Here is a 22,918-nt window from a genome sequence, read left to right on the forward strand (position 1 = left end):
GTCATCCTTCGCTCGGCTCGGCCGGAATCTCGACCGCGTCGATCCCCATTAATCCTGCCATCTGTCGCGCGCGTGAACGGATCGACTGCGGCACATTGGCGTCCTTCGCGATTCCGGCGAACATAGGCCCGGCCAGGTCGGTCTTGCCCATCTTCATATAGGCGATCGCCACCAGTTCGCCGGCGCTGCCGAACCAGGGCGCGCCCTCGATCGCCAGCGGCTTGAGCCGATCGACCACCTGCTGGGGCTTGAGCGCCTCAAACTCCAGCGCGGTCTGGCGGATCAGCGCCAGGTCGCGATAGGGCTGGTCCAGCTTGGCGTCGGCGACCATGGCGGCATAGAGGGCGATCGCGCCCTTGGCGTCGCCCTTGCGCGACGCCGCGCCGGCCTGAGTCAGCAGGGCGGATGCGCGATAGCCCGGCTGGTCGGCCTTGGTCAGCGCGTCGAGCTGCTTGGCGTCGGGCGTGCCGCCACCAGCCGCCGTCGTCAGCACCGCGTCCATCTGCTCGGACACGATTTCCGACTGGGTCTTGCTGTAATGCTGCCAATAAAGCCAGCCGCCAAAAGCGACCAGGCCCAATACGACGGCGACCAGAATCCAGCGGCCATAACGCTGCCAAAAGCCCAGAAGCTGGTCCTGGCGGACGGCGTCGTCCACCTCGCGCATGAAGGCTTGGCTATTTTGCGGCGTCAGGGCCACGATATTCTCCGAGAAATGGATCAGAAACTAAGCGCAGAAGGCGCGATCAATAGCGGCGCTTATGCCACAGGCAAATCAAATTTTGGCCAATTAGATTTTAGGCCGATACACCTGATCGTCGGTGGGAAAGCTGCGGGCCCGCACTTCCGCGGCGTAGCGGGCGGCCGCGCCGTCGATGGTCTGGGCGATATTCTCATAGCGTTTGACGAAGCGCGGCACCCGATCGAACATGCCCAACATATCTTCGGTCACCAGCACCTGCCCGTCGCAATGGGCCGATGCGCCGATGCCGATCACCGGCACGTCGACGCTGTCGGTGATGGCGACCGCCAGTTCCTCCATCACCCCTTCCAGCACCATGGCGAAGGCGCCGGCCTGCGCCACGGCGCGCGCGTCGGCCATGATCTTGGCATGTTCCTGCTGGCTCTTGCCGCGCGCGCCATAGCCGCCCAGCGCGTTCACCGCCTGCGGCGTCAGGCCGATATGCGCCATCACCGGGATGCCGCGCTGGCTGAGGAAGGAAATCGTGTCCGCCATCGCCTCGCCACCCTCCAGCTTGACGGCGGCACAGCCGGTTTCCGCCATTATCCGGCTGGCGCTGGCGAAGGCCTGTTGGGGTGAGGATTCATAGCTGCCGAACGGCATGTCGACCAGCACGACGCTGTGATAGCTGCCGCGCACGACCGCCGCGCCATGGGCGATCATCATGTCGAGCGTGACGGCGAGGGTGGAGGGCAGGCCGTAAATCACCTGACCCAGCGAATCACCGACCAGCAGCATGTCGCAATGCGGGTCGAGCAACTGCGCCTGGCGCGCGGTATAGGCGGTCAGCATGACCAGCGGTTCGGCGGTCTTCCCCTCGAACTTGCGCCGCTGGATGGCGGGCACGGTCAGGCGCTTCATCGGCGCGGGCGTGGGGTTGGCGCGGCTGGTCGCGGTGTCGATCGTGAAGGTCGTGGACATGGACGCGCTCTACCGCAGCGTGGCGCGGGGCGCAAATGCCAGACGGGCCGGAGCGGTATGACGCGCCGACCCGGCTCGCGCCGTCATGGTCAGAACAAAACTTTGATCGTGCCGCCCCAGGTCTGCGGATCGCCGACCTGGCCGGCGATCAGGCCGGTGTTGCCCGGCGCGACCTGCAGATTTTCGATATAGTCGACGTCGAAGGCGTTGCGGACCCAGCCGAAGATGTCGAACCCTTCGCCGCGGAACCCGGCGCGGAAGTTGGTGAGGGCATAGCCCTTCACGTCGGTATAGATGGACGGCGAGGCGTTGCTGTTCCAATGGGAACGGTAATTGCCGTCCACGCCCAGATAGGCCTGGCCTTCCTTCGCCAGCAGCGTGACCGGAATGTTATATTCTGCGCCGTAGGAGAAGGCCCATTTCGACACGCCGGGCAGGGTCTGGCCGGAAATGTCGCACTGGCGCGGGCTGAGCGCGCCGGGGACGCCCGGCTGCGAATAATCCGCCGGCTGTCCCGGAGGCTGCAACGTGCCGCCCGACAATTCGGGCGGGCAGGGGGCGTTGGTGAACTTCTTATATTGGGCGTCGGTATAGGCGGCATTGGCATAGGCGGTGAAACGGTTGCTGGCGACGATCTTGAAGTCCGCCTCGATCCCCTGCGAGCGCACCCTTTCCGCATTGGCGAGATAGCCGCGCACCGTCCCGAACTGACCGCCATTCACCGTCGCCTGGAAATTCTTGATGTCGGTGCGGAAGGCGGAGAGGTTGAAGGTCGCCCGGCGATCCCAGAACTGCGTCTTCAGGCCAATTTCATAATGGTTGACCGATTCCGGCTTCACCGTGCCGGCGTCGTAATTGACTGTATTGTCGGCGTTGAGCGGCAGGCCGTTCTGGTTGATGCCCAGCGTCTTGAAGCTCTTGGCGTAGGTCGCATAGGCGAGGACGTCGCGGGCGACCTTGTAATTGACGTTGAGATCATAGGTAAAGTTCCACGCGCTGTCTGACGGCGCGCTGACCTGCGGCTGATAGACGCCGCACTGGGCGGCCAGCACCGATCCGGCGGCAGGCGTGGGGGTGCAACTGATGATCGCGCCGGCGCCATTGGTGACGATGCGTTCGTAGAAGCCCGACTTCTTGTCATAGTTGAGGCGCGCGCCCGGCTGGATCGTCAGCGCGTCGGTCGCCTTCCAACTGACCTGCCCGAACAGCGCGACGCTGGTGCTTTTGAGCCATTGGGTGTTGCTGGCGGTCAGCCCTTCCAGAACGCTGGGATCGTTCGCCAGCGCGCCGGTCAGGCTCCATTGGCTGGCGGCGCTGCCCTGCTGTTCGGTGCCCTGGGTGTCGATCCGCTGCTTGAAGCCGAACAGGCCGACGACGAAATCGACCTTCTCGCTTTCGTAATTGTAGCGAAATTCCTGGCTATACTGGTCCTGCTGCGACGGGTTTTGCGATTTGGCGACGATCGACAGGCCGGTGAAGTCGCGGTCATTTTCCGGCTTCCAATCCCAGAAGCGCCAGGCGGTGACGGACGTCAACGTGCCGGGGCCGACATTCCAGACCGCCTTGGCCGACACGCCGCCGATCTTGTTGCCCGCATTCAGGTTGGAATCGAGGTCGCTCAGGCGATCATAGGGGTTGCGGCTGGGCGCGACATAATTTTGCGCGACGGCCAGCGCATCATATTGGCGGGCGAGCGCGCGCTGGGTCTTGCCGACGCGCACGAAGGTCGTGCCGCAACATTCCGGGTCCTGCTTGCTATAGTCGCCCGACAGGGTGATGCTGAAATCGTCATTGGGCTTGAACAGCAATTGGCCGCGAATGCCCAAATTATCCTGTTCGTTGATCCAGCGCTGGCTGGTGACATTGTAGAGCGTGCCGCGGCGGGTGGTCGCGGCGATCGCGATGCGGGCGGCGATCGTGTCGGTCAGCGGACCGGACACGGCGGCCTTGGCCTGCTTGTAATTGAGGTTGCCCACGGTCAGTTCGGCGCGCCCTTCGAAATCGAAGGTCGGCTGGTTGGTCGTGATGTTGATCGCGCCGGCCGTCGTGTTCTTGCCATAGAGCGTGCCCTGCGGCCCGCGCAGCACTTCGACCTGGGCTACATCCAGAAAGTCGAAGGTCGCGGCGGCGACGCGGCTGTTATAGACATCGTCGACATAGATGCCGACGCCCTGTTCGAAGCCGTCGCTGGTCAGGCCGAACGGCACGCCCAGGCCGCGGATGTTGACCGACGTGTTGCGCGGGTTGGTGGTATAGACCTGCAAGGTGGGGGCGAGCTGTTGCAGCTTCACGATGTTGAAATTGCCCGTCGCCTCGATGCTGTCGCCCTTCACGACGGAAATGGCAAGCGGCACTTCCTGCGCGGTTTCCTGTCGGCGACGGGCGGTGACGACGATCACTTCGCCGCGCACATTGGGTTGCTGGACGTCACCGGCGGCCGGCTGAACCGCATCCTGCGCGAAGGCGCCGGGCGTGATGATGGAAACGCCCGCGACGCTCGCGAGCAACAGAAAACGCGCAATCATGATATTCCCCTTTATCCGGCTGTCCGGTGGTTTCTGATCGCGGCGTTTCCGGTCGTCCGGTCAAAGCCGATAATAAGGGATGAAATGGCAATGCGGCTCACCCCCTGCCGCCTGGACCGCTTGTCGCAGCCCGAAATTCCGTTTCGCCCCCGCCTGATCGCTCAGTTGGTCAGGCGGGTCTTTTCCGTCACGTCGATCTGGACCACCCGCGCGTCATGCACGGTCAGCGTGATCGATCCAAAACGCAGCGCCTCCAGCACGCTGCGCACCTTGTCGACGCTGGCGACGACGTCGGGACGCAGCTCCGGGCGAGCGCCGTCGATGCGGGAGTGGCGGAGTTCGATGGGTTTATGTTCGCTCATGGGCACCTCTGGTTCCGTCTAATATCTCAACTGTAAAGATAGACAAAAAAGCAAATATTAGGGGCGCGCAAGTTTGCCTTGTCGCGCCCCTGTGGGGTGAGCTTTAGGGATGCAGCGTCGGGCGCACAGCCTGCGCCATGGGCAGCGCCGGGCGCATCTGGCGCATGGCCGACGCCTGTTCCTGCGCATTGTCGATCAGCCGTTCGAGCAAGCATTGCCCGAACTGCCAGTCGCCCAAACCCGACTGGGCGTTGATGTGGCCGGCATGACCGGCATCGACAAATTGACTGCCCCAATATTTGCCAATGCTATGGGCGCGTTCGAAGAAGATATAGGGATCGTCGCGACTGCCCACCAGGATAGAGGGGAAGGGCAGTTGCGCGCGGGGTGTTGGGCCGAATCCGCCGATCGTCTCTGGCGTTTCCATCCGGTCGCAATCGGGCGGCGCGACCAGCAGCGCGCCGGTCACCGGCCAGCCATAGGCCTGGCTTTGTAAGGCGCCCCACCAGGCGACGGCCAGGCAGCCCAGGCTGTGCGCCGCCAATATGACCGGTCCGTTCGCTTCGCGGATGGCCGCGTCGAGCCGCGTCACCCAGGAATTGCGGTTGGGGCTGGCCCAGCTGCCCAGGTCCACCCGCTCGCAATCGCCGCGCGTGTCTTCCCAGATTGTCTGCCAGTGGCCCGGCCCGCTATTGTTGAGGCCGGGGATGGTCAGCACGACCGGTTGGCGCGTGTCACTCGAAAAACCGAATCGCTCCATGGTCTGATCCTCATCCTTGCTATCGAGGCTCCGACAATAATTCTATTAATCTGGTAGACAATAGGCAAGCGGCGAAATGTGGTGAAATCTAGGCAGCCGGAAAGACGCCATCACAGCGGGATCGTCAACAGCAATGCGGCCGGGCCGGCTGATGCCGGCCCGGCCGATCGGTCACGCCTCAGGACGCCTTACCAGGGGTAGATCAGGCCATAATATTGGTAGACGTTGCGACCATAGCCGTCGTCATAATCGGGACGCTGGTCCGCACCATAACGTGGGGCATTTTCGAGCAGTTGCTTGTCGAGATCGACGACATAGCCATGCTGGCCGGTGTCATAGGCCAGCATCGACCAGGGCAGGGGATAATGGTCGTGCCCCATGCCCAGAAAGCCGCCGAAGGACAGCACAGCGTAACGCACCTGGCCGCTGCGCTTGTCCACCATGAAGTTGGAGATCTTGCCCAGGCGTTCGCCCTGGCGGTTATAGACGGCGGTGCCTTCGACCCGGTCGGAGGCGATAAGGTCGCCATGATTTTCCATAGTCAGGTCAGTCATTGTCATGCTCCTGTGAGAAATGACGCTATGATGATGCAACCATGGGGGACCGCTGGGGTTCCTTTGGCTCATCACAAGGAGCATCGCCCATGAAAATCAATCGCAGCGGTTCGGCAGTCTGGACGGGCGGCCTGAAGGACGGGAAGGGCGCCATCTCTACCCAGAGCGGCGCGCTGGACGCCTATCCCTATGGTTTTGCGACGCGCTTCGAAGGACAGCCGGGCAGCAACCCGGAGGAATTGATCGCCGCCGCCCACGCCTCCTGCTTCACCATGGCGCTGTCGCTGATCCTGGGCGAAGCCGGTTTGACGGCCGAGAAGATGGAGACGACAGCGGTCGTGACGCTGGAGAAGCTGGACGACGGTTTCGCCGTGACCGCGAGCAAGCTGACGCTCAAGGCGACCATCCCCGGCACGGACGATGCGATCTTTCAGGAACTGGCGGGCAAGGCCAAGGCGAATTGCCCGATCTCCAAGTTGCTGAAGGCCGATATCAGCCTTGAGGCGGAACTGCTGAACTGACGACCGGACGCCTGGCGCGGATATGTTCGCGCCAGGCGATATAAAGGCCGCTGACCACGATCAGCGCCGCGCCGGCCCAAGTGGTCGCCATTGGCCAATTCTCGCCGATCGCCACGCCCAGCAGGCTGGTCCAGATGATCGTCGTATAATCCATCGGCAGCACCACCGACACCGGCGCCCAGCGCAGGGCGGCGGTCAGGCACAGTTGCGCGATGCCGCCGAACAGGCCGATCAACATCAGCAATCCCCATGTCAGCGCATCATGCGCCTGCGCGACGAAGGGCATGGCGATGCCCAGCGGGATCATGGACAGGATGGTGAACCAGAACACGACGACGCCCGCCGCTTCGGTCCGGCCCAGTTCACGCAGCACCAGGCTGACGCTGGCGGTCACCAGCGCGGCGGCGATGGCGACCGCGACGCCCTGGATCGGGAAATGGCCTGCGTCGGGTCGAACGATCACCAGCACGCCGAGGAAGCCGACCAGCACCGCGGCCCAGCGATGGATGCCGGTCGCTTCCCGCAAGATCAGCGCCGACAATATCGTGCCGAAGATCGGCATGGTGAAGCCGATCGTTGCGGCTTCGGCGGGTGGCAGCAGGATGTAGGACAGGAAATTGAGCAGCATCCCCGTCAGGCCCAGCATCATGCGGCTGGCATGGACGCCGATCCGCCGGGTGCGCACGGTGCGCAGGCCGCCCGCCAGCGCGACCCACAGGAGGATCATAGGCAGCGCCAGCGCCTGCCGGTAAAAGAGCGATTCGACGACATGGACGCCATGTTCGCTCGCCACCCGCACGGTCACGAACATCACCGACAGGCACAGCACGGCGATCAGGCGCAGCCCGATGGCGAAAAGCGGGCGATGGGGACGGACAGATGCGGTCACGCCGCCGCCTTAGCCCGGTTGCGCCGTGACGCAACCGGGCCTTTGCTTATTTAACCGGCTTGCGGAATTTCAGCGTCATCCGGTCGCTTTCGCCGATGGCCAGATATTTGTCCTTGTCGACATCCTTCTGGCTGAGCACCGGCGGCAAGGTCCATACGCCCTTGGGCCAGTCGGCTGTATCCTTGGGATTGGCGTTCACTTCGGACGCGCCGACATAGTCGAAGCCGGCGGCCTGCGCGATGCGGCGGATGGTGGAGACTTTCAGATAGCCGCTGCTCTTTTCCAGCGCGCTGTCGCGATCTTCGGGCAGACGATGATCGACCACGCCCAGCGTACCGCCGGGCTTGAGCATGTCGAAAAACGCCTTGAAGGTCGCGGCCTCGCTCCCGGCCATGACCATGTTATGGACGTTGCGGAAGGTCAGCACGGTGTCGACGCTGCCGGCCGGAATGCTGGCGGCCGCTTCGGGATGGGCGACCAGCTTCACCTTGTCATAGGCGACCGGATTGGCGGCGAGGAAGCTCTTGTAGCCGTCCAGATAGCGGCCGGTGGGCTGGAGCGCATAGAAAGTGCCATGGTCGCGCAGCAGCGGCGCCAGGACTTCGCTGTACCAGCCGCCGCTTGGGCTATATTCCACAACTGTCTGACTCGGTGTCACACCGAAGAAGGCGAGCGTTTCGGCCGGGTGGCGATATGGGTCGCGGGCGACATTTTTGGGCGTGCGGCTGGGCGCAGCGACGGCGGCGGCGATCGGATCCGCCTGGTGGGCGGCGTGATCGGCATGTTGCGCGGCGAGCGGCGGCAGCGGCATGGCAAGGCCGGTCAGCAACAGGGCAACGCGGGCGAGACGATTCATCGGGGGCATCCTCTCTTTTCAGGGAGAGGGTGATGTGCCGGTCCCTTGCGCCGGGCGCAAGAGGGCGGCGGGGACAAATCCCCGCCAGCCACATAATCTTACAGCCAGCCTGTCAGAGACAGGCTTCCAGGAACGGCTGGTCGAAGCCGAACATGCGCGCCTTGTCGAGCGTATAGGGACGCAGGCCCATCGAACGATATTCGCCGATGATCTTCCCGCTATCATCCTCATCATGATATTCGAATTTGAACAGTTCCTGGGTGACGATGACGTCGCCTTCCATGCCGATCACTTCGGTGACGTTGGTGATGCGGCGCGACCCGTCACGCAGGCGCTTCACCTGGATGATGAGGTCGACCGAATCGGCGATCTGTTTGGAAATGGCTTCCTTGGGGATCTTGATGTCGCCCATCAGGATCATGTTTTCCATACGGCCCAGACATTCGCGTGGGCTATTGGCGTGGAGCGTACACATGGACCCGTCATGGCCGGTGTTCATCGCGGCGAGCAGATCGAAACATTCCGCGCCACGAATTTCGCCCAGGATGATGCGGTCGGGCCGCATACGCAGGGCGTTCTTGACCAGGTCGCCGATGGTGATCGCGCCATGGCCTTCCAGGTTGGGCGGGCGCGTTTCCAGCGGCAGCCAGTGCGGTTGTTGCAGACGCAGCTCCGCCGCGTCCTCGATCGTCAGCACGCGCTCGCCCGGATCGATCATCTTCGACAGGGCATTGAGCATCGTCGTCTTGCCAGACCCCGTACCGCCCGAAATGACCACGTTGAAGCGGCACGCGCCAGCGATCTTCAGCGCCGTCGCCATCTTCGGGCTCATCGCGCCCCATTGGGCGAGCATGTCGATGGTGATCGGCTTGGCGGAGAATTTACGAATCGATATCGCCGTGCCTTTCAGACTGAGCGGCGGCACGATGACGTTGACGCGCGAACCGTCGGGCAGGCGGGCGTCGGCCAGTGGCGTGGTCTGGTCGACGCGGCGGCCGACCTTGTTCACGATCCGCTGCGCGATCTGGAACAGATGCTCCTCGTCGCGGAACTTGATCGGGGCGATGACCAGCTTGCCCTTCTTTTCGATATAGGTCTGTTCCGGCCCGTTCACCATGATGTCGGTGATGTCCGGGTCGTTCAGCAATTCTTCGAGCGGGCCAAGGCCCAGCAATTCGTCGACCAGCACCTTTTCCAGCGCGAACTGTTCGCGGCGGTTGAGCGTCAGCTTAAGTTCCGCCAGCACTTCCATGATGATCGGGCGGAATTCCTCCGCCAGTTCATCCTTGGTCAGTGTCGCCGCAGCTTCCGGGTCGACGCGCTCCAGCAGGCGGGGCAGCACCTGCTCCTTGATCTTGTGGACGCTCGCTTCAAATCCCTGCGGCCCGGCGTCGGGCACATGTTCGGCATTGGCGCGGTGCGACAGGCGGGCCATCGCGTCGGAATTGCGCTGCATCTGGCTGGTTGGGGCCGCCAACGGGTCGAAGGGGACTTCGCCCGGCAGCGACGCGATGTCCAGGGGCGGGAACTGGTCGCCGCCGCGCGGGGCTTCATCTTTCGGGCTGCCGCCCTGCATCGGGCGGGCAACGCCAAAGCCGGGCTTGATGCCGGCGGGTCCATTTTTCCGTCCAAAGGCGCTCATATTTCTCCGCCACTATGTTCGCGACAGGCCCGGTCGAAAGGATGGGGACCGGTCCTTGGGATGATGAAGGTGAATAAGCTGGAAACTTTGATAAATGCCTAATGGCGCGGCGGAGCAGGCTGCGGCGCTGTCACGAAGCGCGGATCGGCCGCAAACCAACTGCCGATCCGCCGTGCGCTCGACAGCAGTCGGCGGCCCTGCGGCGTCAAGGCGATGCGGCCATCGTCATGCTGGACGATATTCCCCGACAGCGTCTGTTCGCTCATCCGCCGATCGATCTGATGCAGATCGCCCAGATATTCGCGCACGAACAGTTTCTCCAGCATGGGCGGCGTCAATTGGCCGTCCTGCCGCTCGATTCGGGCCAGCAGAAACATGGTGATCGATCGGTCGAACGTGACCGGGAAGACGATCAGGAAACTGATGTTAAACGCCAGCGAGAGCGCGACAGCGCCGACCCCGGTGGACAGGTCGAGCGCGGTTATGCGCCGCGCCGCGATCGCCAGCAACAGGCCCAGCAGCAACGCGCCGATGAAGGCGATCAGCACGCCGCGGTAGAAGAGCAGCGGGATCGCGCCTAGCAGCGGCGACGCGATCAGCGCCAGATAGAGGAGGAAACCGCCGATCAGCACCAGCAGATAGATGAGGGCCAAGCCGCCCAGACGACGCAGAGTTTCCGTCATGATCCGATATCCTTGACCGATACGAGACACGCGAGCGGCTCCCTGATCCGGCAGCGCAGGCCAACCGGCGGGCCGCCGTCCGCGCGCCAGATCGGATCGACCGACGCGAAGAGCAGATGGTCGATTCCCTCGGCCTGCGCCCGGCGCCGCATGTCTTGGGGATTGAGCGCCGTTTCGAAAATCGGCCGCAGCCGGGCGATGCGCCGCTGGACGGCATCCTGGGATGCGCCGAACAGATTGGCTTCCCGATCCGCGACGCCGGTGCGCTGCACGCCATAGAGGCCGAAATTAAAGATGCGCCGATGGAGCGCGGGATTATGCTGGATCACGGCGTTGGCGGGGAGCAGGCGGGCGGCCCGTTCATAGACCCGCCGCTGGTCGTCGTCATCGGCGCGCGGGCTGATCAACTCGCTCGACAGCAGTCGGCGGCCCTGCGGCGTCAAGGCGATGCGGCCATCGTCATGCTGGACGATATTCCCCGACAGCGTCTGTTCGCTCATCCGCCGATCGATCTGATGCAGATCGCCCAGATATTCGCGCACGAACAGTTTCTCCAGCATGGGCGGCGTCAATTGGCCGTCCTGCCGCTCGATTCGGGCCAGCAGAAACATGGTGATCGATCGGTCGAACGTGACCGGGAAGACGATCAGGAAACTGATGTTAAACGCCAGCGAGAGCGCGACAGCGCCGACCCCGGTGGACAGGTCGAGCGCGGTTATGCGCCGCGCCGCGATCGCCAGCAACAGGCCCAGCAGCAACGCGCCGATGAAGGCGATCAGCACGCCGCGGTAGAAGAGCAGCGGGATCGCGCCTAGCAGCGGCGACGCGATCAGCGCCAGATAGAGGAGGAAACCGCCGATCAGCACCAGCAGATAGATGAGGGCCAAGCCGCCCAGACGACGCAGAGTTTCCGTCATGATCCGATATCCTTGACCGATACGAGACACGCGAGCGGCTCCCTGATCCGGCAGCGCAGGCCAACCGGCGGGCCGCCGTCCGCGCGCCAGATCGGATCGACCGACGCGAAGAGCAGATGGTCGATTCCCTCGGCCTGCGCCCGGCGCCGCATGTCTTGGGGATTGAGCGCCGTTTCGAAAATCGGCCGCAGCCGGGCGATGCGCCGCTGGACGGCATCCTGGGATGCGCCGAACAGATTGGCTTCCCGATCCGCGACGCCGGTGCGCTGCACGCCATAGAGGCCGAAATTAAAGATGCGCCGATGGAGCGCGGGATTATGCTGGATCACGGCGTTGGCGGGGAGCAGGCGGGCGGCCCGTTCATAGACCCGCCGCTGGTCGTCGTCATCGGCGCGCGGGCTGATCAACTCGCTGAACGAGGTACGGAACCAGGGCGGCCGGATCAGACGCAGGCCGACCACGTCCCAGACGACGGCTGCGATCCCTAGCGCCAGCAGCAGGCGGAAGGTCAACGGCTGGCCGCGCAATGTCGGGGTCGGCCCCTGCAGCCAGGCGGCAGTCCACAGCATCGCGGCGCACTGGGCGAACCAGATCGAGCGCCAGGCCAGATCGTTGTTGATGATCGTGGATTTGAGGAAGCTGGCGATGAGCAGCGAGCAGGCTGCGCTCGCCAGCAGCAGCATCTGCACCGGCTCGCGCCGGTCGAAGCGGCGCGACCGCAACCAGCCGATCGTGCCCCAAAGGAAGATGCCAAACTCCATCGCATAGTTGAACGGCAACAGCGCGAGGTGAAGCCAGATCCAGCCGCCGCCTTCGGGCAGCAGCACGGTGAAGGGGCGGACGGCAAACGCGATCGGCAATCCGCTGTCGTGGCGATAGCTGAGGAGGTCGGACAATTGCACCGACGCGGCGACCAGTGCGACCAGCCCGGCCAGCGGGAGCAGCGGTTCGCGGCGCCGCAGGGCAAGGACGCCCCAGCCGACGAGGATGGGTGCGGCGGTGATCATGATCCAGACCGAGGAGCCGAAGCAGGTGGCGATGCCCAGCCCCGCAGCGCCGGCCAGCACCCAGCGCGCTGACGTCGCGCAATGCTGCGCGCGGGCGAGAAGCAGAAAGGCGCCCCATGCCGCGATCATCGCGGTCATGTGATGGGGCACCCACAGGGTCGATCGCAGCGCGAAGACGATCTCCGTATTCCACCAGTCTGACTGCGCCTCTATCTTGCCGCTGGCTATCAGCCGCACGATCATCATCAGCAGGTCCGCGCCGGAGGTGACGCAGAAGAGCAGGAGGAGGTTGAGAAAGGCGCGTTCTCGTCCGATACGGATCAGCCGGGCATCGACCGCAATCCGCCACAGCAGCGCGACCAGGGCAAGGCCCGCCCAGAAATCCGCCGCAGCGAAGGCCATGCGCGCGTCAATGACGCCGCCGCCGGACCAGAGGAGCGCGGCCGGCCAGAGGTAGAAATAATAATAATAGCCGACAAAGCCGGGGCGGGCGAAGAAGGGATCGGCGAAAGGCAGCCCCTCCCGCGCGATCGCGCCAGTGACGGCGGCATGTTTCACCAGGTCGAGATCAAGCAGCGACTGGTTGAGCGTGCCGCCGACGCTGAAATCGACAAAGACGAAGGCGACGACGATCGCCCAGAGCATGATGAACGGCGCTGCGAGCATCCAACCGGATCGTCCGGCAGGCATGAACTGGCGCGGCTGCATCAGGGCGATGAGGGCGAGCGCGCCATGCAGGCACGCCATCAGCGCCATGCCGCCGACCCGGACCAGCAGAGCATCGATCGCAGGGAGCAGAGTCACCGCCAGCAGCAGCGCCCAACTCAGCCTGTCCCAACCCCGGCCGCAATCGACCCCGAAGCGATCGAACAGGCTGGCGATGCCGACGCCAGGCAGCAATAGCCAGCCGATGCCGAGCAGAAGGCCAAGGGCCAGCCCGATGATGTCCGCCGCGAACAGGCTATCCATGGCGGACGCCATGGTGGCGGGCCGGGCCGAATCGGATCGGGTAAGGGGCTATTATCAAAAGTCGCATCGACCCAATGCCTAGGCGATCGGGGTAAATGGCTGTTTAACCGTTGCGATCGGCGGAAACGAAAAAGGCGGCCCGTATAGACGGGCCGCCCTTTTTGCACATGCGTGGCCAGTTGGCCTGTCAGCCGGCCTTTTCTGCCAGGACCGTCAGGCCCTTTTCATTCACTTCGGCAAAGCCGCCTTCGACCGGGATGATTTCCGGCGCGGCGCCGGCCGACGCAAATATCTGGATGCTGCCGTCGCGGACCGTTGACATGAAGGGCGCATGACCCTCCAGCACGCCGAAGTCGCCATCGGTGCCGGGCACCACGACCTGCCAGACTTCCGCCGAGCGGACGAGCTTTTCCGGGGTTACGAGTTCGAAATGCAGTGCCATTGTCTAGTCCTCAGAACCCCTCTCCCAACGGGAGAGGGAGGGGCCCGCCGCAAAGCGGTGGGAGGGTGAGAGCTATCGCAATGCCTTGCGCGCCCTCATCCAACTTCGACTAGCCGGCAAGCCGGCAAGTCTGCTTGTCCTTCTCCCACAGGGAGAGGATGGTTTTACGCGGCTTCCGCAGCCAGCTTCTTGGCCTTTTCGACCGCTTCGTCGATGCCGCCGACCATATAGAAGGCGTTTTCCGGCAGATGGTCATATTCGCCATCGACCACGGCCTTGAACGACTTCACCGTGTCTTCGATCTGGACGAACTTGCCGCTGATGCCGGTGAAGACTTCGGCGACGTGGAAGGGTTGCGACAGGAACTTCTGGATCTTGCGCGCGCGGGCGACGGTCAGCTTGTCCTCTTCGGACAGCTCGTCCATGCCCAGAATGGCGATGATGTCCTGCAACGACTTGTACTTCTGCAGGATCGACTGGACGGCGCGGGCGGTGTCATAATGTTCCTGGCCCACGGTGCGCGGCTCCAGCACGCGGCTGGTGGAGTCGAGCGGATCGACCGCAGGATAGATGCCCAGCTCCGAAATGGCGCGGTTGAGAACGGTCGTCGCGTCCAAGTGCGCGAAGCTGGTCGCCGGCGCCGGATCGGTCAAATCGTCTGCGGGAACGTAAACGGCCTGCACCGAGGTGATCGACCCCTTGTTGGTGGAGGTGATGCGCTCCTGCAACTGGCCCATGTCGGTCGACAGGGTCGGCTGATAGCCCACGGCCGAAGGAATACGGCCAAGCAGAGCGGACACCTCTGCGCCTGCCTGGGTGAAGCGGAAAATATTGTCGACGAAGAACAGCACGTCCTGATTTTCGACGTCGCGGAAATATTCCGCGATGGTCAGGCCCGACAGGGCGACGCGCGCACGGGCGCCCGGCGGCTCGTTCATCTGACCATAGACGAGAGCAACCTTGGAGCCTTCGGTGATGGCATTGCCATCGGCATCCTTGGCGATGACGCCCGCGTCGAGAAATTCATGGTAGAGATCGTTGCCCTCACGGGTACGTTCACCCACGCCGGCGAACACCGACGTGCCGCCATGGCCCTTGGCGATGTTGTTGATCAGTTCCTGAATAAGAACCGTCTTGCCCACGCCCGCGCCGCCGAACAGGCCGATCTTGCCGCCCTTGGCGTAAGGGGCGAGAAGGTCGATGACCTTGATGCCGGTGACCAGGATCGCGCTTTCGGTCGACTGGTCGACAAATTCCGGCGCCTTGGCATGGATTGGCGAGCGCAGTTCGGTCTGCACCGGGCCACGTTCGTCAATGGGTTCGCCAACGACGTTGAGGATGCGGCCAAGCGTGGCCGGACCGACGGGCACGCTGATCTGCGCGCCGGTGTCGGTCACTTCCTGCCCGCGGGTCAGGCCTTCGGTCGAATCCATCGCGATGGTGCGAACGGTGTTTTCACCCAGATGCTGAGCGACTTCCAGCACCAGGCGCTGGCCGTTGTTGCTGGTTTCCAGAGCCGAGAGGATCGACGGGAGCGCATCGGGGAAGGTCACGTCGACGACGGCGCCGATGACCTGCGAAATGCGGCCTACATTGTTGGTGGTTGCCATGACTGCTTCCTTGCGTGCGTGTGCTTAGAGGGCTTCCGCGCCCGAAATGATTTCGACGAGTTCGGTGGTGATCGCGGCCTGGCGGCTGCGGTTATACTGGATCGTCAGCTTGCTGATCAGGTCGCCGGCGTTGCGCGTTGCGTTGTCCATCGCGGTCATCGACGCGCCCTGTTCTGATGCGTTATTTTCCAGCAGCGCCTTGAACAACTGGATCGAGATGTTGCGCGGCAACAGATCGTCCAGGATCGCTTCCTCGCTTGGCTCATATTCCACCGTGGCGGGAATGGCGTTGCGGTCGGCGTCGGCCGGGATCTTGACCGGGATGATCTGCTGCTCGGTCGGGATCTGCGCCAGCGCGGACTTGAAGCGCGAGTAGAAGAGATGCGCGACGTCGAACTTGCCGTCGAGGAACATCTTGCTGAGTTCCTGTCCGATCGCCTGCGCCTGATCATAGCCGGGCTGCTTGGCGCCGGTGGTGTCATATTGCGCGACGATCTTGCCCGGATAGGCGCGGTTGATGACCGGGCGCCCCTTGCGGCCGATCAGGTAGAATTGCACCTTCTTGCCGTCCAGCCCCAGCGCGCGTGCCTTGGCGAGCGCCGCCTTGACGATATTGGCGTTGAATGCGCCGGCCAGGCCCCGGTCGGAGTTGGCGACGACCAGCAGATGGACTTCGTCCTTGCCAGTGCCGGCGAGCAGCGGGGACGCGCCTTCGCCGGCGCCGCCCGCGATCTTCGACGCCAGGCTGGCGACGACCGCTTCCAGCCGGCTGGAATAGGGGCGGGCGGCCTCGGCCGCGGCCTGCGCCTTGCGCAGTTTCGCGGCGGCGACCATCTGCTTCGCCTTGGTGATCTTCTGGGTCGATTTCACCGACCCGATGCGGATCTTCAATTCTTTGAGGCTAGCCATGACGAACCCTTCAGTTCGTCATCCCAGCCTTTGCTGGGATGACGAAATTTATCTTATGCGAACGTCTTGCCGAAGCTGTCGAGCGCCGCCTTGAGCTTGGCCTTGGCGTCGTCGCCCAGATCCTTGCTGTCGCGGATCGTGGTCAGCACGTCGGCATGGTCGTGGCGCAGATAGGCCAGCATCAGCTCTTCATAGCGCGTCACATCTTTGACCGGGACGCTGTCCAGATAGCCGTTGGTGCCCGCGAAGATCGACGCGGTCTGCTCTTCGAACGGCAGCGGCGAGAACTGGCCCTGCTTGAGCAGCTCGGTCAGGCGCGCGCCGCGGTTCAGCAGCTTCTGGGTCGAGGCGTCGAGGTCCGAACCGAACTGGGCGAAGGCGGCCATTTCGCGATACTGGGCCAGTTCCAGCTTGATCGAGCCGGATACCTTCTTCATCGCCTTGGTCTGCGCGGCGGAACCGACGCGCGACACCGACAGGCCCACGTTGATGGCCGGACGGATGCCCTGGTAGAAGAGGTTGGTTTCCAGGAAGATCTGGCCGTCGGTGATCGAAATCACGTTGGTCGGGATATAGGCCGACACGTCGCCCGCCTGCGTCTCGATGATCGGCAGCGCGGTCAGCGAACCGGAGCCGTTTTCCTTGTTCATCTTGGCCGCGCGCTCCAGCAGGCGGCTGTGCAGATAGAAGACGTCGCCCGGATAGGCTTCGCGGCCCGGAGGACGACGCAGCAGCAGCGACATCTGACGATAGGCCACGGCCTGCTTCGACAGATCGTCATAGACGATGACCGCGTGCATCCCGTTGTCGCGGAAATATTCGCCCATGGTCACGCCGGTATAGGGCGCGAGATACTGGAGGGGTGCGGGTTCCGAAGCGGTCGCGGCGACGACGATCGAATATTCCATCGCGCCATTTTCTTCGAGCTGCTTGACGATCTGTGCGACGGTCGAACGCTTCTGGCCGATCGCGACATAGATGCAGTAGAGCTTCTTGCTCTCGTCATCGCCCGCGTTGGCGGCCTTCTGGTTGATGAAGGTGTCGATGGCGACGGCGGTCTTGCCGGTCTGGCGATCGCCGATGATGAGTTCGCGCTGGCCGCGGCCGACGGGGACGAGCGTGTCGATCGCCTTGAGGCCGGTCTGCACCGGCTCATGGACCGAGGTGCGCGGGATGATGCCGGGCGCCTTGCGCTCGACGCGCATACGCTGGTCGGACACGATCGGGCCCTTGCCGTCGATCGGATTGCCCAGGCCGTCCACGACACGACCCAGCAGACCCTTGCCGACGGGCACGTCGACGATGGTGCCGGTGCGCTTGACGGTGTCGCCTTCCTTGATCTCGGCGTCGGAGCCGAAGATCACGACGCCGACATTGTCGGCTTCCAGGTTGAGCGCCATGCCCTGCACGCCGTTGGCGAACTCGACCATTTCGCCCGCCTGGACGTTGTCGAGGCCATGGACGCGGGCGATGCCGTCACCCACGGTCAGCACGGAACCGACTTCGCTGACCTGCGCTTCGGTGCCGAAATTGGCGATCTGGTCCTTGATGACCTTCGAAATTTCTGCGGCGTTGATATCCATGACTTAGCCTTTCATCGCCTGGGCGAGCGTATTCAAACGTGTGCGGATGGAGCTGTCGATCATCTGGCTGCCGATCTTGACGACCAGCCCGCCCAGGATCGCGGGGTCGACCTTCGCGTCGAGCATGACGTCGCGGCCGACGCGCGCCTTCAGGCTCTTGGTCAGAGCGCCCATCTGGGTCTTGGTCAGGGGGTGGGCGCTCGTTACTTCGGCGCGGACCTCGCCCTTGTGATTCGACAGCAGCGTTTCATAGGCGCGGATGACCGCGGGCAGTTGGCCCAGCCGACGATTCTCAGCAAGGACGCCCAGAAATTTCGTCGTCAGCGGGTCGGTGCCCATGGAGGATGCGACGGCGGCGATCGTTTGGCCACTTACATCCCGGCTGAGTACGGGGCTGTTGATCAGGCCCTTGAAATCGGGGGATTGGGCGACGGCCGCCTTCAACCCGGCCAGGCTGCCTGCCACCGTGTCGAGTGCGTTCGCGTCGCGGGCCAGATCGAACAGCGCCACCGCGTAGCGGCCGCTGAGGCTAGCCTGAATGCCGCTGTTAATCTCCACGCGCTTGCCGTCCTCCGTAATTGCGGGTCATGCAAAAAGAGGGCGCGGTCTGATCCCGTCCCGTGCCCCTGTTGCCCGGCCGGTTAGCAGCGGGATTATGACTATGCAAGTCATGTGACGCGATTCCATCGATAGTGCGAAATCGCATCTATTTGCCTGAGTATTTCAGCCGCGACGAATCGGTTATTCGGCAGGATCGGCCGGGGCAAGCCGTCCCTTTTGGCAATGATAGACAATCCGCTCGTTGGGCTGGGCGGGCAACAATGCGCCAAGGTCGCTCTGGAGCGTGGCGATCCGGGCGAGCAGGGCGGAGTCGGCGCCGCAGCCCTTGATCGTCCCCTTACCCGTCTCGTCCTTCAAAAGCGCGCGCGCCTTGTCCATCGTATCTAGATCGGGCAGCCAGCGCTGCACCCGCAGCGTGCCGGTCGCCGGGTCGAACTGGCTGGTGGACACATAATTGGCCTCGTCGGGCACGCTCGCGCGCTGCCACAGGGTGCCGGACGCGACATATTGGGTGTCGCCGTTGACGCAGCCGCCTTCCGCCCAATTGAGGCCGATATCGTTGGGCTGTGATATCGTCAGCCTGCTGCGCGCCAGGTCGATCTTGCAGACATTCTCGCCGCTCCAGGCGAAGGCGCTGTTGCCCACGATAGACTTGTCCGCAGGCAGCTTCACTCGCTCGTCGATGCTGGCAAAGCTGGGCTTGAGGAAGAAGAGGCCCAGCGCCGCGAACAGCAGCACGCCGCCGCCCGCCAGGAACCAGGTCGACTGTTTTTCCTTGCCCTGTGTGTAGAACAGCCCGCCCGCGCCCAAGCCCAGAACCGCGAGCGCCAGCAGGACGGCGGCGCCCGCCATCGCATTCTCGCGCGCGGTGATGACGTCGCGTTCCGCCGCATCGCGGGCGCGGGTCATGGCCTGTTCGCGCGCATCGGCGCTGGCCCGGCTCTTCTGCTCGGTCGCCTGCGATTCGCGCTGGGTGATGCTGGCCTCCGCCGCATCGGCCTCCGCCATGGAGCGGCAGGGCACGACGGTATGGAGCGACGACACACCGGCTTGGCGCAGGAAGGAGGCGACCTCGCGCCAAGACACGGCGAAGCCGAATTCCGCATCATTGCCGTCCGATACCGACCCGAAGCTGTTGACGCCCAGCACCCGGCCGCAATCGTCGGTCAGCGGCCCGCCGCTGTTGCCGGCCGCGAGCGGGGCGGTGTGCAGCAGCGTGTCGAAACTCTGGCTGGCGCGGCCGGACGAGATATTACCACTGGTCTTCACCGTCGCGAGCGGCTCGACCATCTGCTTGAGACCCAGGCCCTGCGCCCGGTCGACCGTGCCGGGATAGCCGATCGCTGTCACATGCTGCCCGTCGGTCACGGCCCCGGCGTAGAAGGTCGACACCGGCAGGCGGCCTTCCTCCAGCTGGATCAGGGCCAGGTCGTTGCCCGGCGAATAGGCGATGATTCGCCCGCCATAGGTCTTGCGCCCTTCCGACGGTATGACGCCGATGACGAGATTTTTCTCCTCGCGCGCCAGTTCGACGACATGGGCGTTGGTCAGCACCTTGTCCGGTGCGACGGCAAAGCCGCTGCCATGGCCGACGAAATAGGCGTCTGATCCATCTGTCGCGACCAGCGCGACGCGCACGACCCCGCGTGCGGCGGCGGCGATGTCCTGCTGTTCGGCATGGAGCGACGCAGGCGCAAGCAAGGCGATCAGGCAGCCTAGGGCAGGGGCGAAGCGGCGGAATAGGGCGATCATCGTGGCGCATTCATATGCGATGCCGGGCGCGGCGCAATCGGGAAATGCCGCGGCGCCTTTGACAGCAAGGCGCGGGAAGCATGGTCAAGCGCGCCGGGCTATCCCATATGCATGAACCAGATGACTCGCTTTAAACCCGCCCCAAACCGCGTTGACGCCGCGATGCCGGACGATAACGCCTGCTGGGACGCCTTCGTGGCGCGCGACCGGGCGATGGACGGTCGCTTCGTCGGCTGCGTCGCGACGACCGGCATCTATTGCAAGCCCAGTTGTGCCGCGCGGCACCCCAAGCGGGAGAATATGGCCTTCTTGCCCGATCCGGCGGCGGCGCGAGCGGCGGGCTATCGCGCCTGCCTGCGCTGCCGTCCCGATGCGGTCGGGCGCGACCGGCTGGCGGTGGCGGCGGCGATCGCCTTTATCGAGGCGGCGGAGGAAACGCCCCGGCTGGAGGCAATCGCCGTCCATGCCGGCTATGCGCCGCATCATTTCCACCGCCTGTTCAAGCGCGAAACGGGGCTGACCCCCGCCGCCTATGCCCGCGGCGTGCGGGCTGGGCGGCTCAGGGCGGCGCTGGCGCAGCCGGGCAGCGTGACCGCGGCCATCTATGACGCGGGCTATAGCGCGCCGAGCCGGGCCTATGCTGATGCGCGGCAGCATCTGGGCATGACGCCGAGCGCCTGGAAGGATGGCGGGCGTGGCGCGGCGATTCGTTGGCGCGTGGTGGACACTAGTCTGGGGGCGATGCTGGTGGCGGCGACGGACAAAGGGTTGTGCCGGATCAGCTTTGATGAAGGAGAGGCGGACTTGCGCGCGCGCTTCCCCCACGCCACGCTGCTGCCTGCGGACGAGGCGCTCGACGCGATGGCGCAGCGGGTGGCGGCGCTGGTCGATGATCCCGCGTCTGGCGCCGACCTGCCGATCGATGTGCGCGGCACGGCGTTTCAGCAGGCGGTCTGGGCGGCGCTGCGCGCGATCCCGGCTGGCGAGACGCGCAGCTATGGCGCAATCGCCGCGGCGATCGGACGCCCCGGCGCGGTCCGGGCGGCGGGGAAGGCGTGCGGCGGTAATAATCTGGCCGTGCTCGTCCCTTGCCACCGCGTTGTGCGCGGGGACGGCAGTATCGGCGGCTATGCCTGGGGCATTGAAAGGAAGCAGGCGCTGCTGGCGCATGAAAGGCGCAAGTGATGGATTAAATTCATCTTTTCATTTCCGTCGCGCTCCGCCACCTTGGACCGGGACTTTGGGGGAACATGGGCGAATGATGCGAATCTGCGTGAAGGCGCTGGCTGGGTTGGCGCTGGCGCTATGCGGGATGGGAACGGCGCAGGCGGCGTGGTGGCAGGCGCAGGGCCGGCATTTCACGGTCTATAGCGAAGGCAATGACGAGAAATTGCGCGACTTTGCCGAACGACTGGAGAAGTTCGACTTCCTCCTGCGGCGATTGACCGGCGTGGCCAGTCCGGAAGCGGGCAGCCCGGTGAAGGTCTATATGCTGTCCAGCGAGGCCAAGGTGAAGGCGCTGGCGCGCAACCCCAATGTCGCGGGTCATTATACGACCTCGCAACGGACGGCCTATGCGTTTCTGTCGCGCGGCGGCAAGGACAGCAAATTCGACGTGGGCGCGGAAGAAGTCCTCTTCCACGAATATACCCATCATTTCATGCTGCACCATTTTCCCGCCGCTTATCCGACATGGTATGTCGAGGGGTTCGCGGAATTTTTCTCGGTCGTTAAGTTTCCGAAAGATGGCTCGATCCAGTTCGCCCATGTCCCCATGGCGCGGGTGCCGGGGCTGGTGCTGGGCCAGCCCTATCCGCTCAAGCAGCTTTTCGCCCGCGATACCGAGGGGCTGAACCTGCGCGATGGCGATCGCTATTATGGCACGGCATGGCTGCTGACCCATTATTATTTTCAGCAGAAGAATGCGCGCACAGCAGAAATTACCCAGTATCTGCGCGATCTGGCCAGCGGCGCGGGTGACGTTCAGCCGGACCGCTATTTCAATGGTGGACTGGATGCGCTCGAAAAGGATCTTAAGGCCTATATGCGCCATCGGCTGAATATTTCGGTGCTGACCCCCAAGGAGATGGTGATTGGGACGATCGCCGTCAGCCCAATCGATCAGGCCCAAGGCGCTCTGATGGAAGATGAGCTATGGCTCATCCACCGTCCGCCTGAAGATGAACTTCCGGGCATTGCAGCGACGATCCGCACCAAGGCGGCGCAATATCCCGACAGCGCTTATGTGCAGGCGCTGCTCGCCGAAGCGGAATGGGCGGTCGAACAAAAGGACGCTGCGCTAGCCGCTGCCGACCGGGCCATCGCGCTCGACCCTAAATCGGCGCGCGCCTATGCGGTGCGGGCGAATGTGCTGCTGGAGCGGGCGCAGGACAGTGACGAGGAAGGCGACTGGAAGGCCGCGCTCACATCCATCGTGCGCGCTAATCGGGCCGATACCGAAGATCCGGTGCCGTTGGCGCTTTTCTATCGCTATCACGCCATGCGCGGGGGCAAGATGCCGGATTTGGGCTATGACGGCCTCTACAAGGCGTTCACCCTGTTGCCGCAAAATCCCAATTATCGCTTCAACATGGCGCAGGCTATGGCGTTTCGCGGCGAATATAAGGCCGCATCGATCCTGCTCGATCCGATCGCCTTCTCACCTCATGGGTCGGGGATGCGCGACGCGGCGTTGAAGATGAAGGCGCAATAT

Annotated in this window: 21 protein-coding genes; 2 read left to right on the forward strand and 19 right to left on the reverse strand. The window is 64.0% G+C overall.

Features of this window, described 5'->3' with window-relative positions; translation table 11 throughout:
* Position 1: 1 nt before the first annotated feature.
* From sphantq_RS14065 to sphantq_RS14090, 6 genes are all read right to left on the reverse strand, one after another.
* Positions 2-700 carry a tetratricopeptide repeat protein gene (locus sphantq_RS14065; protein ID WP_129925314.1) on the reverse strand — a complete coding sequence of 233 codons (699 nt, stop codon included), beginning with the start codon at positions 698-700 and terminating at the stop codon, positions 2-4.
* Between the two features lie 90 nt (positions 701-790).
* Positions 791-1,663, reverse strand: coding sequence for a 3-methyl-2-oxobutanoate hydroxymethyltransferase (panB, locus tag sphantq_RS14070; RefSeq protein WP_272798776.1), 873 nt, complete (start codon positions 1,661-1,663; stop codon positions 791-793).
* Positions 1,664-1,752: 89 nt separating this feature from the next.
* Positions 1,753-4,188, reverse strand: a complete 2,436-nt coding sequence (locus sphantq_RS14075; RefSeq protein ID WP_272798777.1) for a TonB-dependent receptor — start codon at positions 4,186-4,188, stop codon at positions 1,753-1,755.
* Between the two features lie 161 nt (positions 4,189-4,349).
* Positions 4,350-4,550 (reverse strand): YezD family protein, encoded by a 201-nt coding sequence (locus tag sphantq_RS14080; protein ID WP_272798778.1) that lies wholly within the window; start codon positions 4,548-4,550, stop codon positions 4,350-4,352.
* A gap of 103 nt (positions 4,551-4,653) precedes the next feature.
* The gene (locus tag sphantq_RS14085; RefSeq protein ID WP_272798779.1) at positions 4,654-5,310 is read right to left on the reverse strand and encodes an RBBP9/YdeN family alpha/beta hydrolase; all 657 of its coding nucleotides are present in this window, start codon (positions 5,308-5,310) and stop codon (positions 4,654-4,656) included.
* A gap of 188 nt (positions 5,311-5,498) precedes the next feature.
* Positions 5,499-5,864, reverse strand: coding sequence for a PRC-barrel domain-containing protein (locus sphantq_RS14090; RefSeq protein ID WP_129925318.1), 366 nt, complete (start codon positions 5,862-5,864; stop codon positions 5,499-5,501).
* Between the two features lie 89 nt (positions 5,865-5,953).
* Here sphantq_RS14090 and sphantq_RS14095 point away from each other — a divergent pair, with 89 nt between their 5' ends.
* Positions 5,954-6,385: an OsmC family protein gene (locus tag sphantq_RS14095; protein WP_272798780.1), complete on the forward strand. Its 432-nt coding sequence runs from the start codon at positions 5,954-5,956 to the stop codon at positions 6,383-6,385.
* Here the strand turns inward: sphantq_RS14095 and sphantq_RS14100 are convergent.
* The 12 genes from sphantq_RS14100 to sphantq_RS14155 all read right to left on the reverse strand — a co-directional run bounded on the left by sphantq_RS14100 (position 6,357) and on the right by sphantq_RS14155 (position 20,205).
* Positions 6,357-7,196, reverse strand: a complete 840-nt coding sequence (locus tag sphantq_RS14100) for a DMT family transporter (RefSeq protein WP_066604969.1) — start codon at positions 7,194-7,196, stop codon at positions 6,357-6,359. The two genes, sphantq_RS14095 and sphantq_RS14100, sit on opposite strands and share 29 nt — an antisense overlap.
* A 124-nt stretch (positions 7,197-7,320) precedes the next feature.
* Positions 7,321-8,130 carry a class I SAM-dependent methyltransferase gene (locus sphantq_RS14105; RefSeq protein WP_272798781.1) on the reverse strand — a complete coding sequence of 270 codons (810 nt, stop codon included), beginning with the start codon at positions 8,128-8,130 and terminating at the stop codon, positions 7,321-7,323.
* 112 nt (positions 8,131-8,242) lie between these two features.
* A complete protein-coding gene (locus sphantq_RS14110) occupies positions 8,243-9,772 on the reverse strand; it encodes a CpaF family protein (RefSeq protein WP_272798782.1) in 1,530 nt (509 codons plus the stop codon).
* 98 nt (positions 9,773-9,870) lie between these two features.
* Positions 9,871-10,455 carry a hypothetical protein gene (locus sphantq_RS14115; protein ID WP_066600715.1) on the reverse strand — a complete coding sequence of 195 codons (585 nt, stop codon included), beginning with the start codon at positions 10,453-10,455 and terminating at the stop codon, positions 9,871-9,873.
* Positions 10,452-11,372 (reverse strand): hypothetical protein, encoded by a 921-nt coding sequence (locus sphantq_RS14120; RefSeq protein WP_272798783.1) that lies wholly within the window; start codon positions 11,370-11,372, stop codon positions 10,452-10,454. The genes sphantq_RS14115 and sphantq_RS14120 overlap by 4 nt, the downstream gene beginning before the upstream one ends.
* Positions 11,369-13,348 (reverse strand): hypothetical protein, encoded by a 1,980-nt coding sequence (locus sphantq_RS14125; protein WP_272798784.1) that lies wholly within the window; start codon positions 13,346-13,348, stop codon positions 11,369-11,371. The genes sphantq_RS14120 and sphantq_RS14125 overlap by 4 nt, the downstream gene beginning before the upstream one ends.
* A 187-nt stretch (positions 13,349-13,535) precedes the next feature.
* Positions 13,536-13,790, reverse strand: a complete 255-nt coding sequence (locus sphantq_RS14130; RefSeq protein ID WP_066600717.1) for an ATP synthase F1 subunit epsilon — start codon at positions 13,788-13,790, stop codon at positions 13,536-13,538.
* 164 nt (positions 13,791-13,954) lie between these two features.
* Complete coding sequence (atpD, locus tag sphantq_RS14135; protein WP_066600722.1) at positions 13,955-15,400, reverse strand: F0F1 ATP synthase subunit beta; 1,446 nt, start codon at positions 15,398-15,400, stop codon at positions 13,955-13,957.
* Between the two features lie 24 nt (positions 15,401-15,424).
* The gene (locus sphantq_RS14140; protein WP_272798785.1) at positions 15,425-16,309 is read right to left on the reverse strand and encodes a F0F1 ATP synthase subunit gamma; all 885 of its coding nucleotides are present in this window, start codon (positions 16,307-16,309) and stop codon (positions 15,425-15,427) included.
* A gap of 53 nt (positions 16,310-16,362) precedes the next feature.
* Complete coding sequence (gene atpA, locus sphantq_RS14145; protein ID WP_066600725.1) at positions 16,363-17,892, reverse strand: F0F1 ATP synthase subunit alpha; 1,530 nt, start codon at positions 17,890-17,892, stop codon at positions 16,363-16,365.
* A gap of 3 nt (positions 17,893-17,895) precedes the next feature.
* On the reverse strand, positions 17,896-18,450 hold the full coding sequence (locus tag sphantq_RS14150; protein ID WP_066600728.1) for a F0F1 ATP synthase subunit delta: 555 nt from the start codon (positions 18,448-18,450) through the stop codon (positions 17,896-17,898).
* 183 nt (positions 18,451-18,633) lie between these two features.
* Positions 18,634-20,205, reverse strand: coding sequence for a S1C family serine protease (locus sphantq_RS14155; RefSeq protein ID WP_272798786.1), 1,572 nt, complete (start codon positions 20,203-20,205; stop codon positions 18,634-18,636).
* Between the two features lie 111 nt (positions 20,206-20,316).
* Here sphantq_RS14155 and ada point away from each other — a divergent pair, with 111 nt between their 5' ends.
* Positions 20,317-21,390, forward strand: a complete 1,074-nt coding sequence (ada, locus tag sphantq_RS14160) for a bifunctional DNA-binding transcriptional regulator/O6-methylguanine-DNA methyltransferase Ada (protein ID WP_272798787.1) — start codon at positions 20,317-20,319, stop codon at positions 21,388-21,390.
* Between the two features lie 118 nt (positions 21,391-21,508).
* Here the strand turns inward: ada and sphantq_RS24320 are convergent, their stop codons facing one another.
* Positions 21,509-22,336, reverse strand: coding sequence for a hypothetical protein (locus sphantq_RS24320; protein WP_336314428.1), 828 nt, complete (start codon positions 22,334-22,336; stop codon positions 21,509-21,511).
* Between the last annotated feature and the right edge of the window lie 582 nt (positions 22,337-22,918).

The sequence above is a fragment of the Sphingobium sp. AntQ-1 genome (genome assembly GCF_028538045.1).
Taxonomy (GTDB): Bacteria; Pseudomonadota; Alphaproteobacteria; order Sphingomonadales; family Sphingomonadaceae; genus Sphingobium; species Sphingobium cupriresistens.